Source organism: Paenibacillus vietnamensis (assembly GCF_020169515.1).
Lineage (GTDB): Bacteria > Bacillota > Bacilli > Paenibacillales > Paenibacillaceae > Pristimantibacillus > Pristimantibacillus vietnamensis.
In genome coordinates this window covers 275,865-290,036 of the sequence record NZ_JAHMHW010000005.1, presented here as the reverse complement: position 1 = coordinate 290,036, position 14,172 = coordinate 275,865, and the positions used below count along the sequence as shown (strand labels likewise).

Sequence of the window (14,172 nt, the reverse complement as noted above, 5' to 3'; positions counted from 1 at the left end):
TCCGATCATACCCGATAAAGGAACGGACTAAAATGGTTTCAACTGCGATTTCTGGTCTTCAAATGACATCGTGAGAAAACGCTATCTTCGTTGCCGGATGCGGATTTTTCGGGTTCCTATGTATATTAATAAGTAATAAAAAAAAGTATTGCCAACCGGAGTGAATCCCTGTTAACTTGTTATATAACAAACGCATTATTAGCAATAACAAAATCTGTTAGTCAAGAAACGAGGCGATTTCAATGTCAAATCGATCCGCCTATATCGGCGGGATGACCTGGGGCTGGACCGGTGTCCGCGGCACCTGGACCGGACCCGAGGCGGACCGGTCGATGGAGCTTATGGCCGAGCGGCTGAACGTGAATTGGACGGCGATCACTCTCGGCGCCCTTCAGGATCATGCGCAGGCAACTCAAATCAAATTCCGCGAGGCCCCTACCGTTACGGACGAGGAGGTTTATGCCGCCATCCGCAAAGCGAAGGAGCTTGGCTTATCGGTCTGCCTGAAGCCGGTCGTCAACTGCGCGGACGGTACGTGGCGGGCTCACATTAATTTTTTTGATATCGACGTTCCTTGCGAGCCGAAATGGTCCGAATGGTTCGCTTCCTACACGGAATTCATTCTTCATTATGCGCGAATCGCCGAGGAAACCGGCTGCGAGATGCTGTGCATCGGCTGCGAAATGGTGCAGACAGACCGCCGCGAGTCCGAATGGCGCAGCCTGATCGCAGAGGTTCGGCGCGTTTATTCCGGGATCGTGACCTACAACTGCGACAAATACCAGGAGGATCAGGTCAAATGGTGGGATGCCGTCGATGTCATCTCCTCCAGCGGTTATTACCCGGTCGGCACCTGGGAGGAGCAGCTGGACCGGATCGAACAGGTTACCCTTCGTCACGGAAAGCCGTTTTTCTTCATGGAGGCCGGCTGCCCGAGCCGTGAAGGCTCGCAACACCTGCCAAACGATTGGGGACTTCAGGGGGCGCCAAGCGAGGAGGCGCAGCGGCTCTTTTACGAGGATATGTTCGGGGCGTGCGAGAAGCGCGGCTGGGTCGGCGGCTTTATGCTGTGGGACTGGCCGGCGAAGCTTTACGAGGAAAGCATGGCTTCCGGGAACGACGATTACTGCATGTTCGGCAAGCAGGCGGAGCGGACGGTCCGGGAATTTTTCGGAGCCAAAATAAAGGAGAGTGCGGCAAGATGAGTGATCGGCAGTGGCTGAACAGCATCCGTAGGGAGCTGGACGACAATATCCTCGGCTTCTGGATGAATCATGCGGTCGACGAGCGGCGCGGCGGCTTTTACGGTTATATCGGCCGCGACTTGAGCGTGAATCCCGAGGCGGGCAAAAGCCTTGTGCTGAACACCCGCATTTTGTGGACCTTCGCGTCGGCGTTCCGCCTCTTCGGCGATGAACGGTATTTGGCCGTCGCCGATCGGGCCTACCAGTACATCCTTGAACATTTTATCGATCCGGAATTCGGCGGCCTGTACTGGATGGTGGATGCCGGCGGACATCCGCTGGATACCAAGAAGCAGGTGTACGGGCAAGCGTTCGCCATCTATGCGTTCTCCGAGTATTACCGGGCGACGGGTAACGAGGCGGCGTTCCGGCAGGCGGTCGAGCTGTACGATATATTGGAACGTTACAGCTACGACAAGGAGTACAAGGGATATTTCGAAGCGATGACCCGGGAATGGCGGGAAACGGACGACAACAGCTTGAGCGAAAAGGATTTGAACGAGAAAAAATCGATGAACACCCACCTCCATATCATGGAAGCCTATACGAATCTGTACCGAGTATGGAAGTCGGAGCAGCTGCACGGGAAGCTGAAGGAGCTGATCGAGGTGACGGTCAAGCATATTGTTGACGCGGATACCGCGCACTTCATCCTCTTCTTCGACGAGCAATGGAGCGGCAAATCGGAGCATATTTCGTACGGCCACGATATCGAAGGCAGCTGGCTGCTTGTCGAAGCGGCCGAGGTGCTCGGCGATGAAGCGCTTCTGGAGGAGGTAAAAGCCGTCGCGCTCCGCATGGCGGAGGCAGCTTTGAACGAAGGCATCGACACGGACGGCGGCATGTTTAACGAGGCGGACGGTGACGGCACGCTAATCGATTCGCACAAGGACTGGTGGCCGCAGGCCGAGGCGGTCGTCGGCTTTTATAATGCCTATCAGATGACGGGCGACGCCAAATACCGCGAAGCGGCCGAGCGGTCCTGGCGTTTCATTGAAAGCTTCATCGTTGACAAGGAGTTCGGCGAATGGCATTGGAGCGTGACCCGCGACGGAAAGCCGAGCAGCAACGAGCAAAAGGTCAGCCCTTGGAAATGCCCGTACCATAACGGGCGTGCATGCTTCGAAATGCTTGAGCGCCTTGGCGGCGTGACGGCAGCACATTAAATCATAATGGAGGATTGGATTTCATGAGTCTATTTCAACAGCGCAAGCAGCAGTTGACAGAGCGCTACGAGGCGCTAATCGCCCGTAAAAACAAGCCGGCAGAGCTCGGAAACGGCATTTTCGACCGGTACGAGCATCCCGTGCTGACAGCGGGGCATGCCCCGCTGGAGTGGAAGTACGATTTCAACCCGGAGACGAACCCCTATTTCATGGAACGCCTTGGCGTCCACTGCGTCTTCAACCCGGGAGCGATCTTCCTGAACGGAAAATACTACCTCGTTGCAAGAGTTGAGGGCAATGACCGCAAATCGTTTTTTGCCATTGCCGAAAGCGACAGCGGCGTAGACGGCTTCCGGTTCCGGGATTTCCCGGTTCTTCTGCCCGAGACGAGCGATCCGGATATTAACGTTTATGACATGAGACTCGTTCAGCATGAGGACGGCTGGATCTATGGCTTGTTCTGTACGGAAAGAAAGGACCCGAATGCTCCGAAGGGCGATTTATCCAGCGCCGTTGCGCAATGCGGCATCGTAAGAACAAAAGATTTGAAGCAGTGGGAGCGTCTCGCGGATTTGAAGACGGCTTCGAACCAGCAGCGCAACGTCGTGCTGCATCCCGAGTTTGTTGGCGGCCAATATGCGTTCTACACCCGCCCGCAGGACGGCTTCATCGATACGGGCTCCGGCGGCGGCATCGGCTGGGGATTGTCGGCTACGATCGAGAACGCGGTGATCGAAAGCGAGACGATTATCGATGAGCGCCATTATCATACGATCAAGGAAGTCAAGAACGGCCAGGGTCCCGCTCCGATCAAAACGGATAAAGGCTGGATCCATATCGCTCACGGAGTGCGCAATACTGCTGCCGGGCTTCGTTACGTCCTGTATGCCTTCCTCTCCGATCTGAAAGAGCCTGACATGGTCACGCATCGCCCGGGCGGACACCTGCTTGCGCCGGAAGGCATCGAGCGGGTTGGCGACGTCTCCAACGTAGCGTTCTGCAACGGCGTCATCGCCAGAGAGAACGGAGACGTCTACATCTATTATGCGTCGTCGGACACCCGCTGCCACGTAGCGGTAACGACGGTCGGCCAGCTTCTTGACTATTGCATTAACACGCCGGAGGACCCGCTCCGCTCTTACGCCTGCGTGGAGCAGCGCATCGCTTTGATCGAGCGGAATATGTCTTTAACGGTTTAATCGTCCGAATATCGACGTCTAACTTATAAAAAGCGGCGGCCCAGGAACGGTCATGCATTCCTGGGCTTCCGCTTTTTTTGAGCTTATTGACCTTGTACGGCTTGTCCTGACATTTCTCTGCTGATGCCGGACATCAGGCCTTAGGCTATAGGACCAATTTGCGCTGCAATTCGATCCAATGCTTCTTGTACGGTCGTCGGATCAGGATCCACCCAGTTCGCCGGGTTGCCAGACGTATAGGCTAGTCCAAATGCATCGTCCACTCTAATTAGGGTAGTATTCGTGCCAGTGAGTATTACCCGGGAACGAATCGGAATCGAATCGACAGTCGCTCTGACTCTTGTGATTACGTTATTGACTCCATTTACGATAAGCTGCCCCGAATTCGGGAACGGGTTGAAAATATTTTCTGTAATCGCAAAGCTGGTTAGATTCAAAGGATCGATCGGAATATGGCCGGATTGAACGTTGATGATCACATTTCCGTTGATGCCGCCGCCGACCAGATTGACTTGAGCATCTGTCGTCGCTTGAGAGTTGATTACGATATTGCCGCTGGAAACAAAGGATGCGAACATAACCATGTTAATCCCGTTTTGCGTGTACCCGGAGGACAGCATGCAATCCCGGATATTGACTTGGTTGACGGAGGTCGTTAGAGCAGTAAAGGTCGGAGACGGTGTTATATTGACGCTGACAAAAAACAACTTGCCGCTAAAGCTGCTGGCTGTTACAAAGTTAAAGTCAAGCGGGCCTGTGAGCAGGGTCAGATCAACGAAGCCGGAACGGTTATCATTCACAAAGCCGGTTTCAAACCAAGTCGGATCGTTGATATCGAACGGAATAGACAATCTTGTCAATAAAGTGCTGGCTCCGACTAATTGAACGTTTGCTTTAAGATGAACCAGCGGTTCGGAATAGTTGCCGGGACCGATGACAATCGCATAACGCTTCGTTGGCGTAGCGTCCACAATGGAAGCCATCGCCGCCGTAACCGTCAGAAACGGATGGCATTCGGAGCCGTCTGCCGTCGCGTCATTACCCGCTTTATTGACATACACGATTTGAGTGGCGACAGGCGGCGGCTCTATACAGCCAGGTCCCGCCGGCCCTTGCGGTCCTTGCGGTCCGCGAAGTCCCCTTGGCCCTGCAGGCCCTTGAGGACCGACGGGTCCGCGCTTCCTCTTGCATTTCCTTTTTCCTTTAATCACCTTCTCGTGGAATTCCATCCTCATGATAGTCTTCTCGACTTCAACACTCTCTTCACATTTTTTGCAAATTTTTTTGTATGGTGCAGCATGAAGCTTCAGGTCTTTTAATTTGGATAAAACATTCTTTTTTTCATTAGGAGGAATACAATTACTCACTCTTAGCCACCTCTCCTTATAGGCTGGTCAATGTAAAGCTGACAGGAGCCTGCTGACTGATCTGTTCCCGTGTCCTACCATCATATATCTGCTAGGGCAAGAATGACTGCGCTCTTTCCTCAGGTACAAGCGCGCATTTATCGGCTATCGCCTATATTTTGTAAAAAAAGATAATATCATAAAAATTTCAATAAAGTCATATGCATATACTTGAAAATCGTATTTTGACCCGGAGGTATGCGCTATGGACTCTGTTTTTCCTGCATGTCCGCTGCCCTTCCCGGAAACACCGCAGGATACCTGGATTCCTCTCGTTGGATTGGAACAGATGGAGCGTACCCGGTATGACGTGCTGGTAGTAGGTACAGGTGCAGGGGGAGGCGCGGCGCTGTGGCGGCTGTGCAATCAATGGCGCGGAACCGGACGAAAAGTCGGCATTATCGATGCGGGCGGCTTGATGACTCCGGGACATGCATGGAACGTGCCGACATTGAACCGGGGCCGATGGTTTGACTACATCTATAACCCGCGCATATTAAGGCCGCTTGGGCTCACGCTTCCCGAATTTCCCGGTGCCCGGCAGCTGTTTGCGCTGGGCGGCAGAACCCTGACTTGGGGAACGGTCAGCCCCCGAATGCCAGCCTCCGATATGCGGCAATGGCCGATTCCGCTGCGGGAAATGCAGTTTTATTACAAGCTGGCAGAGCAAGCGATGCATGTTACGCAGGCTTATGCCGCCGGGTCTTCAATCACGCAAATTTTGCTGGAAAGACTATGGAATACGGGTTTTGACGATGCCGTGGAGATTCCGATGGCAGTTGATTTGACCGCAACCCGGTATGGCGAAGTCCGCTCGGATGCGTTTTTCAGTTCGATTTCCTTTTTTGCCGAGGCGTTAAATTTGATGTCTTTCGATTTTGCGGTTAAGGCGCGCGCCGTGCAGGTTCACGTCGAAAATGGCCAAGCGCTGGGCCTTACGGTCATGTCAAAGGATTTAAAACCGTATGCGCTCGAAGCAAAAAATATCATATTGTCCGGCAGCACCTTCGAGACTCCGCGGCTTCTTCTGAATTCGGGTATTCAAGGGCCGGCGATCGGCCGTTATTTAACGAACCATTCCAGTTTAACGGGGGTTTTAACGCTGAACGTCGAAGGGTTCCCGGAGGTGCTCGGCACGTTAGGCATTCTGTATCCGGCTTCGGAGGGGCGGCCGTTTCAGCTGCAAATCCAGGGGCCGGGATCGTTTGCCTGGTATCCCCAATATGAGCAAAAACCGGTCCGAGAGGATTGGGAGGTGCGTATTCTTAGTTACGGAAGGGTCGAATCGAGGTTTGAAAACAGGGTAATGCTGGACAAAAATCGGAGGGATCTTTATGGAGTTCCGGAAATCCAGGTTCAATTCTCTTATAGCGACAAAGACCGGGAAGTGATCGATCGGATGGCGGATTTCATCCGGCAAGCGGCAGCCGCCATTACGGGCAAATCTTCGTCGTTTATGCTCCCCCTATGCCTGTCGCTCCCGGGAAACGACAATCACGAGTCGGGAACGTGCCGGATGGGAGAGGATCCTTTGACTTCAGCGGTCGATCCTTTCGGCCAGCTCCATGGCGTTCGAGGTTTGTATGTTGCCGACAACAGCGTTCTGCCTTCAAGCGGTGCGGCGAACCCGACGCTGACGACCGTGGCCCTGGCTATACGCACAGCGGATTATTTGAGTGAGAGGATCGATGGATGACTGCGACTTAAAAAATTTCTCCGGCTACCATTACGTTTTCCGGGCTTGCGGCACTCTTTTCATAAACCGATCCGGTTCTCTTTGAAACTCAAACTGCTCATACAGCCCATGCGCATCCCTGGTTCCCAGAATACCGGTCATCCATTCAAATTCGGGAGCATTCGTGATGAACCCGATAAGTTCTTAGTAAACGGAAATTAATGTAAGATATAGATTCGCTATAGATTATGCTCCTCCTCTCAAACATCATAAAAAAGGCGCCTGTACCTCTACGAAGCGCCAATACCTATCCTTTCATTGACTCATAGAATGAGTATATGCAGCATTATGAATCTAATAGAGCCGATGAAAGGATTGCTGATGATAGATGGGATGCCAGATCGGAAGGATCATCATCGAAAACAACGAAGGAACGATTATTTTCGGCAATGTAGGCACGATTAATATTACTCAAACCACCGTTTCCTCCGGCGGAAGCGGCACATCCAGCGACAGCGGTTCATCCGGCGGCGAGAGCTCAGCCCGAAACGGAGCTAACGGCACGGATACGTCAATGGACAACGGCGGCGCTTCACCCGCCAAACGCCCCAATGGCAACAAAAACAAAAAACGATAGCGGCTGTTAGAAATTTGTAGCCTATTATGTAAGTTACTCACTATACGGTAGATTACAGGGAATGTTGTCCCTTTGCTGGTCAGCTAGAATGCACTTTTTGCAGCAGAATGTTTCTTTACCGTCTCGCCCACCTTCTACCATGCACTTTTTGCAGCAGATTGGGGGGAATTCCCCAGTTTTGGCCAGGTAAGAGTGGATTCCGGTGCATTTGTGCAGCAGAAGTCGCGGGAGTGCGCCTCATGTCAGGTTTCTGCTGCAGTTTCTACAGCAGAAGTACATTATGCAGATGAGCAGACCGCATGCAGATGAGCAGACCGCGGACGATCTAGCCTGAGAGAAATGTGGCTTCGATCGAGAGAGAAAGAATAGCTTATAGACATGCTAGAATGCACTTAATACAGTAGAATGTTAGTTTACTCTCCCGCCATCCTGCTGCCATGCACTTTTTGCAGCAGATTGGGCGGAATTCCCCAGTTTTGGCCAGGTAAGAGTGGATTCCGGTGCATTTGTGCAGCAGAAGTCGCGGGAGTGCGCCTCATGTCAGGTTTCTGCTGCAGTTTCTACAGCAGAATGGTTGCGGCAGCAGAAAGACTGCTTCCAGCAGACGGGTTGCGGCAGCAGAAAGACTGCTTCCAGCAGACGGGCTGTCGCCAGCAGACGGGCGGCGGCACTGCAGGGCAACTGCAGGGCGGCGGCGGCAGCCCCTATTCCTTCACCGGGGCTGTCGACTCCCTGTACAGAAGCTCGCCTGCGAGCAGCAGCTTCTCCATAGGGTCCGATTTGCTCGCGATACGCCCAAGCAGCCGCTCAATCGCTCGGCGGCCAAGCTGCTCCTTCGGCACGTGGACGGTCGTGAGCGCCGGTGTCATTCTGTAAGCGGAATCGATGTTGTCAAAGCCGGTTACCGAGACGTCGCCCGGCACCGAAATGCCGAGCCCCGCGAGCGCCTGCACCGCGCCGATCGCGATCATGTCATTGGCGCACAGCAGCGCCGTCGGCAGCGCTTGGAGCTTCTGTTTCTTGGCGGCCCAATTGCTGACCGACTCCTCGAATTGCTCGTGCGTAAGGCCCTCTACCGGAAGCAGCCAATCCTCCGCGCTGACGGCCGTCCCCTCTTCCTCCAGCGCGCTCCGGAAGCCGAGATATCGGTCCTTGAAGCTTCTCGAGTAGCTGATATCTCCAACGAAGCACAGCCGCTTATGGCCGTTCCCGATCAGATGTTTCGTAAGCCGGTACATCGATTCGTAATTGTTCGCGAACACCGTGTCGCTCGGGATCAGCATATCCTCGTGATCGACGAGAACCATCGGCAAGCCGATCCGGTGCACCTCCAGCAGCTGCGCGCTCGAAATTTCACCTACGCCGATCAGCCCCAAAATGCCGTTCGGATTCAACACATGCATAAAATGCTCGACACTTTGCTCGGATACGATGACCATGCCGAAGCCGTCCTCCTCCAGCCGGGCGGCGATTCCGTCGAGGATGCGTCCCCAATACGCCGACTCCTTCGTCTGAAAGCGGATGTTCGGCATAAGCACCAGCACGGATTGCTTGCCCGCCGCAGGCGCCGTTTGCAGCTGCTCCAGCTTCATCGGCTTGACATAAGCGTTTTTTTGCGAAAAATAACCAAGCTGGGACGCGGCCTGAATGACCCGCTCCTTCGTCGTCTCGCTGACGCCGCCTTTCCCCGACAGCGCCTTCGAAACGACAAACTTGGATACGCCGATATAATCGGCAATTTGCTGCATGGTTACTTTTTTGGACATGAGGACTCCACCTTAGCTTTCGGTAATGGTTCTTGCTTCCTTCCAGCGCTCGTTGTATTGATCAAAGATGGCCAACAGATCGGGAGCGGCGATCCAATCCTGAATATAATCGCCCGACCAGAAGGCGATCTGCGCCGCGGCGGAAATTTCCAGCAGCCTGTCGCTCGGTGCGCGCCGTTCGAGAAATTCGCTGTTGAAGGATAAAAACTGCTGAAACTGAGGCAGCTCCGGCTGCTTGTTCACGTCCACCGGCAGGAAGCCGGAATCGTCCACATAGCCTGACTCATGCACAAAGAACGAAACCCATTGCTCCGCAAGCACCTTGTTGCCGCTGAATTTGCTGACGCCGACGAACCAGTCGGGGCTTATCGGGGCGTAACGCTTGTCCGAATTGTCGTATGGGAACGGGAAAAAACCGATGTCGCCGGATTCCGCGCCCGCCGCGACAATCTGATTAATGACCCAGTTGCCCATCAAATACATCGCTGCCCTGCCGCCCGCCAGCTCCGTCTTCGACGTTTCCCATTGGTTAGTGAGGAGCTGCTTCTCGACATAGCCGCGGTCGATTAAGGTTTTGACGATAGAAATCGCTTGCCCCCATGCACCGTCGACGGTCCACGGCTCATCCGTATTCGCCATCTCGTTCAAGTATCCGGGATCGCCCGTCATATAGCTCACCAGATCCTCGCCCCACGACATGAGAGGCCATTGCGCCCCGTAGTTCAAATAGATAGGCACGATTCCGGCCTGCTTCAGCCGCTCGCAAGCCGCGTAAAATTCGTCCAGCGTCACAGGAACTTTCTTAATTCCGGCAGCCGCAAATGCCTTCTTGTTGTAGACGATGCCCGACGTCGAAGAGCCTGTCGCAATGCCGTAACGCTTACCCGAGAACGCTTTGAAATCTGCGAAGCGGATATGCTCGAACAGACGGTCGTCAAGCGGCTCGAAGTAATCCGGCAGCGCTTCGTTTTTAATATTGTTCGGAAGCAGCAGCACATCACCTAAATTCTGAGTCGACAGCCGGACCATAATATCGCTGGCGTAATTTTGTATGCCCTCGAACCGTACCGTAACCGACGGATGATCCTGCGCGAACCGGTCCGCATACGATTGAAAAACGCCGTTCTCGATCAGATCGATCCGGTTCGTCAGCACATAGAGCACGACGGGTTGTTCCGCACTGTCCGCGTTTTTCGCCGGCTCCGTTTCTGCCGGCTCGCCCGCCGGCCCCTTCTCGCAGCCGGCGGCAGCGACGGCGCAAACCAGACAGGCGAACAGAAGAAATCGAAGGATTTTGTTCATCTTGCTCCTCCTCCTGCCTCGATTGGAAGATGTAACACAACCTCGGTACCCTGACCGGGCACACTGTTCACCTTTAAGCCATATCCGTTTCCGAAGTGTAGCTTGATTCGTTCGTTCACGTTTTTCAGCCCGATTCCGCCGGTCTTCCGCTTTTCACCCGCATGAGCGTCCTCCGCGCCCGCAAGCTTCCGGCTAAGGCGCATCAGCGCCTCCTCGTTCATTCCGGTGCCGTTGTCCCGAATCCGAAGCAGCAGCGAGGTACGCGTCACTTCACTTTCGATCGAAATGAGCATTACCGGCTTGGACTCGTCCATTCCGTGATAAATCGCATTTTCCACGATCGGCTGCAGAACAAGCTTAATGACCGGATAGCGATGCAGCTCAGGAGCTACGCGGCTTTCCAGGCGGAACCGGTTCGGATAACGGTAATTCAGCATTTCCACGTAATTGCGCACATGCTCCAGCTCGTTCTCCAGCGTCACTTCCTCATGCAGGTCGCTAATGCTGTAGCGCAGCAGCTTCCCTAGAATCGCCAGCATATCGGCTGCGATCCGGTCATCGTTAAGCTCGGCCGCCATCCGGATCGACTCCAGCGTATTGTACATGAAATGAGGATTGATCTGGCTCTGGAGCGCATGCAGCTCCGCTTCCTTCTTCTTTGTTTCCATTAAATAAATATCCTGAATAAGCTGGTCGATCCGCACGATCATCCGGTTAAACTGATTGCCGAGCTGGCCGACCTCGTCGCGGTATTTCACCTGGAACTGGACGTTAAAATCGCCTTCCTGCACATTTTTCATCAGCCGCATCATTTTGCGCAGCGGATTCGTTAAGGCATACGAGAAAACGAAGGAAATCAGCAGTGCGACAAGTATCGTAACGCTCGTAGCGATCAGCGTCACGTTGCGGATAATGTCGGCATCCCTCGTCAGCACGCTGACGGGAATCGAGGTTATCACCTTCCAGCTCGTGTTCGGAGATGTCGTATAAATGTAGAGCCGGTTCACCCCGTCGCGCTCAAAATAAAAGCTGCCCTTCGCTCCCGCCGCCCGCACTATTTCAGGAGCGTCTTTAATATTCGTAGCTAGCAGAGCCCGCTCGCTGTCGTAGACGACATTGCCAAGCTCGTCTATAATAAGCGATTTGCCGCCCGTGACCTTGTCCAGCTCGCTAATCTGATCCTCGATGACGCTCACGTTAGCATCCACTGCGATCAGGCCGATCGGCTTCAGCGATTTGTCGATGACCTTCCTCACTACCGTAAAGGCATACCGCACGCTTTTCAAATTGCTCGTATATTTTTGCGTACTGAACAGCTTGGCTTCGCCGCCCGACGCGCTGACGCTCTCCACCCAGCTGTCGTAGCTTTCCTTCACGTTCAAACGGATGCCGCCGGCGCCAGCCGAGTAGTAACCGTTTCCGTATTGATCAAAAATATAAACCGAATTGGCCCCTCTTTTGATCGTGTTAATGAACGAGATGTTGCCCTCGATTCCCCGCTGGATCGACAGCAGCAAATTAAAATCCTCCGGAACCTGTGAGGCGCCTTCGCCCGGAGTGGACTGCCGCCTCTGTGCGTAATAGCTGTTGGAGCGGATCAAATTTTGCTTGATATCGTCCTGATAAGCGGGAATCGAGGAAATACGCACCATATCTTCGATATAATCGTCCACTCTCACCATCATGTTTTCGAGCATTTTGGTCGAGTAGACGATCGTTTTCTCCTCGATGGACCTGGAGTAGTTGCTGTAGGAAAGATACCCGATAAACGATAGCGGCAGCGTGATCAGAAGCAGAAAAACCAGAAACAGCTTTCTCTCCATTCTCATGCTGCCGATGGCCGCCCAAAGGCGCCAAAGCCGTTTTCTTGCGCCCATTGGCCGGTTGCTCCTTAAGGCTAAATAGCAGGCATGACGTTGCCGCCATTAACGGGAATGTAGGCTCCTGTGATAAAGCCGGCCAAATCGGACGCCAAAAAAGCAACGGCATTCGCGATATCCTGATCGGTGCCTCTGCGCTTCAGGGGAACGTTTTTCGAGTATGCCGCGTTCTCCTCCGAGCCTGCGGCCCGGTCGCGGTCGCTGATCGTCCAGCCCGGCGCCACCTGGTTCACCGTAATTTGATGCTCGCCGGCTTCCTTAGCCAGCACGCGGTAAATGCCGTCCATTCCGCGCTTGCCCGCCACGTAGGCCGATTGGCTGGGAGCATTCTGCATCGCGCATTCCGTGTTAATGCCGATCATTCTGCCCCATTTGCGCTCGATCATCGCGGGAACGAACGCTTTGGCCAAATAGACGTTTTGCATGACGCAGGACTCGAACTGGCTCACGTAATCCTCCGGCGCCTGCTGCAATATGCTCGTCCATTTATATTGAACGACCGCGTTGGCGACTACGATGCTGACATGACCGAGCTCCGCCTCCGCCTTTTCCTTCATTGCGGCGATTTCGCGCTCATTCGTAATATCGGCCTGCACGATAATCGCCCGTCTGCCGAGAGCCGTAATTTCCTGCTGCAGCTCCTTCGCTTTCGTTTCATTCCGAAGGTAATGCAGCACGATGTCGGCGCCGCAGGACGCCATCGTCCGCGCCATCACCCGCCCCAAATCTCCGGAAGCTCCGGTTATTAAAGCCGTTTTGTTGGACAAATCAATTTGCATGTCGGTATCACCCTTCTATGTTTATGGGAATGATTTCACAGGAAGCTTCATTCGTTTGAGTTGTTATATATTTTATTATTTATTATGCTACCAAAAAGTCAACTATTTTACATCTCCGATGTAAATTTCCTCGGAGGCTCCAGATGCATAACCAGGCTTCATACGACATCAGGGCTGTCCCAGTCATCGTCGATGACACTCGGGACAGCCCTGTTCTTACGGGTAAGTGTATGTTACTCCTTCTCCTCCGGAGGAAGCAGCACGATTTTCCCCTCGGCAAGCTCGACGCGGAGCTTGTTGGAATTTTTGACGCCGATCGATTCCAGATAACCCGCCGGCACTTGCAGCCTGCCCGCCTTATCGAGCACGGCGTATTCGACATGCGTGCCTTCCTCGTCCTCCTCCTGCTCCAGCTCGGCCAGCTCTTCGGCGTAGGAGCGCCTGCGCAGCATCTCCGAGGAAATTTTGCCGTCCCGGATCGCCGCAACGCGGTCTACCTTCTTCGCCAGCTCCGGATCGTGCGTGACGATGACGACGGTTATGCCGATCGACCGGTTCAGCTCGCGGAACAAATCAAGGATTTGGCCCGCCATGCGCGAATCGACCGAGCCGGTCGGTTCGTCGGCGAGCAGCAGTTTCGGATGGTTGGCCAGCGCAATCGCGATCGCGACGCGCTGCTGCTCTCCGCCCGACAATTCATACAGCTTGTTGGAGGCGCGGTGGCTTAGGCCGACCGCATCGAGAAGCTCCTTCGCCCGCCAGCGCTTGCGCGCTCCCGTCAGCAGAATCGGCAGCTCCACGTTCTCCAGTGCGGTCAAATACGGAATCAGGTTGCGGGCGTTGTTCTGCCAGACGAAGCCGACGCTCTCCCGTTTGTAGCGGACGAAATCGCGCTCCTTGAATTTCAGCATGTCCTTGCCGTCGACAATCAGCTTGCCTGCGGTCGGGCGGTCGAGGCCGCCAAGCATGTTCAGCAGCGTCGATTTGCCGCTTCCGCTGTTGCCGATAATGGCCATCAGTTCGCCGGTATCGATTTGGAGGTCCAAACCCTGCAGGGCAAACACTTCCAGATCCGCCGTTTTGTATATTTTGACTAATCCTTCGCAATGTATCATCCG

Annotated in this window: 11 protein-coding genes; 5 read left to right on the top strand and 6 right to left on the bottom strand. The window is 54.1% G+C overall.

Annotated features, from left to right (window positions below; translation table 11 throughout):
- Positions 1-242 precede the first annotated feature (242 nt).
- From KP806_RS13650 to KP806_RS13640, 3 genes are read left to right on the top strand one after another with little or no spacing between them, the layout of a single operon-like run.
- Complete coding sequence (locus KP806_RS13650; protein WP_224724243.1) at positions 243-1,205, top strand: glycoside hydrolase family 113; 963 nt, start codon at positions 243-245, stop codon at positions 1,203-1,205.
- Entirely contained in the window at positions 1,202-2,410 is a 1,209-nt protein-coding gene (locus KP806_RS13645; RefSeq protein ID WP_224724242.1) for an AGE family epimerase/isomerase, read from the top strand. Before KP806_RS13650 ends, KP806_RS13645 begins: the two co-directional genes overlap by 4 nt.
- A gap of 23 nt (positions 2,411-2,433) precedes the next feature.
- Complete coding sequence (locus tag KP806_RS13640) at positions 2,434-3,609, top strand: glycoside hydrolase family 130 protein (protein ID WP_224724241.1); 1,176 nt, start codon at positions 2,434-2,436, stop codon at positions 3,607-3,609.
- Between the two features lie 140 nt (positions 3,610-3,749).
- Here the strand turns inward: KP806_RS13640 and KP806_RS13635 are convergent, their stop codons facing one another.
- On the bottom strand, positions 3,750-4,838 hold the full coding sequence (locus tag KP806_RS13635) for a collagen-like triple helix repeat-containing protein (RefSeq protein WP_224724300.1): 1,089 nt from the start codon (positions 4,836-4,838) through the stop codon (positions 3,750-3,752).
- A gap of 382 nt (positions 4,839-5,220) precedes the next feature.
- On the opposite strand from KP806_RS13635, the gene KP806_RS13630 reads away from it, so the two are divergent.
- Both KP806_RS13630 and KP806_RS13625 read left to right on the top strand, forming a co-directional pair.
- Positions 5,221-6,711 (top strand): GMC oxidoreductase, encoded by a 1,491-nt coding sequence (locus KP806_RS13630; RefSeq protein WP_224724240.1) that lies wholly within the window; start codon positions 5,221-5,223, stop codon positions 6,709-6,711.
- A 367-nt stretch (positions 6,712-7,078) separates the two neighbouring features.
- A complete protein-coding gene (locus KP806_RS13625; RefSeq protein ID WP_224724239.1) occupies positions 7,079-7,327 on the top strand; it encodes a hypothetical protein in 249 nt (82 codons plus the stop codon).
- A 704-nt stretch (positions 7,328-8,031) separates the two neighbouring features.
- On the opposite strand, the gene KP806_RS13620 is transcribed toward KP806_RS13625, so the two are convergent.
- From KP806_RS13620 to KP806_RS13600, 5 genes are all read right to left on the bottom strand, one after another.
- Positions 8,032-9,093, bottom strand: a complete 1,062-nt coding sequence (locus tag KP806_RS13620; RefSeq protein ID WP_224724238.1) for a LacI family DNA-binding transcriptional regulator — start codon at positions 9,091-9,093, stop codon at positions 8,032-8,034.
- A 12-nt stretch (positions 9,094-9,105) separates the two neighbouring features.
- Positions 9,106-10,395, bottom strand: a complete 1,290-nt coding sequence (locus tag KP806_RS13615) for an ABC transporter substrate-binding protein (protein ID WP_224724237.1) — start codon at positions 10,393-10,395, stop codon at positions 9,106-9,108.
- A complete protein-coding gene (locus KP806_RS13610; RefSeq protein ID WP_224724236.1) occupies positions 10,392-12,272 on the bottom strand; it encodes a cache domain-containing sensor histidine kinase in 1,881 nt (626 codons plus the stop codon). Before KP806_RS13610 ends, KP806_RS13615 begins: the two co-directional genes overlap by 4 nt.
- A 20-nt stretch (positions 12,273-12,292) precedes the next feature.
- The gene (locus tag KP806_RS13605; RefSeq protein WP_224724235.1) at positions 12,293-13,054 is read right to left on the bottom strand and encodes an SDR family NAD(P)-dependent oxidoreductase; all 762 of its coding nucleotides are present in this window, start codon (positions 13,052-13,054) and stop codon (positions 12,293-12,295) included.
- 233 nt (positions 13,055-13,287) lie between these two features.
- Positions 13,288-14,169, bottom strand: a complete 882-nt coding sequence (locus KP806_RS13600; RefSeq protein WP_224724234.1) for an ABC transporter ATP-binding protein — start codon at positions 14,167-14,169, stop codon at positions 13,288-13,290.
- Positions 14,170-14,172: the final 3 nt, after the last annotated feature.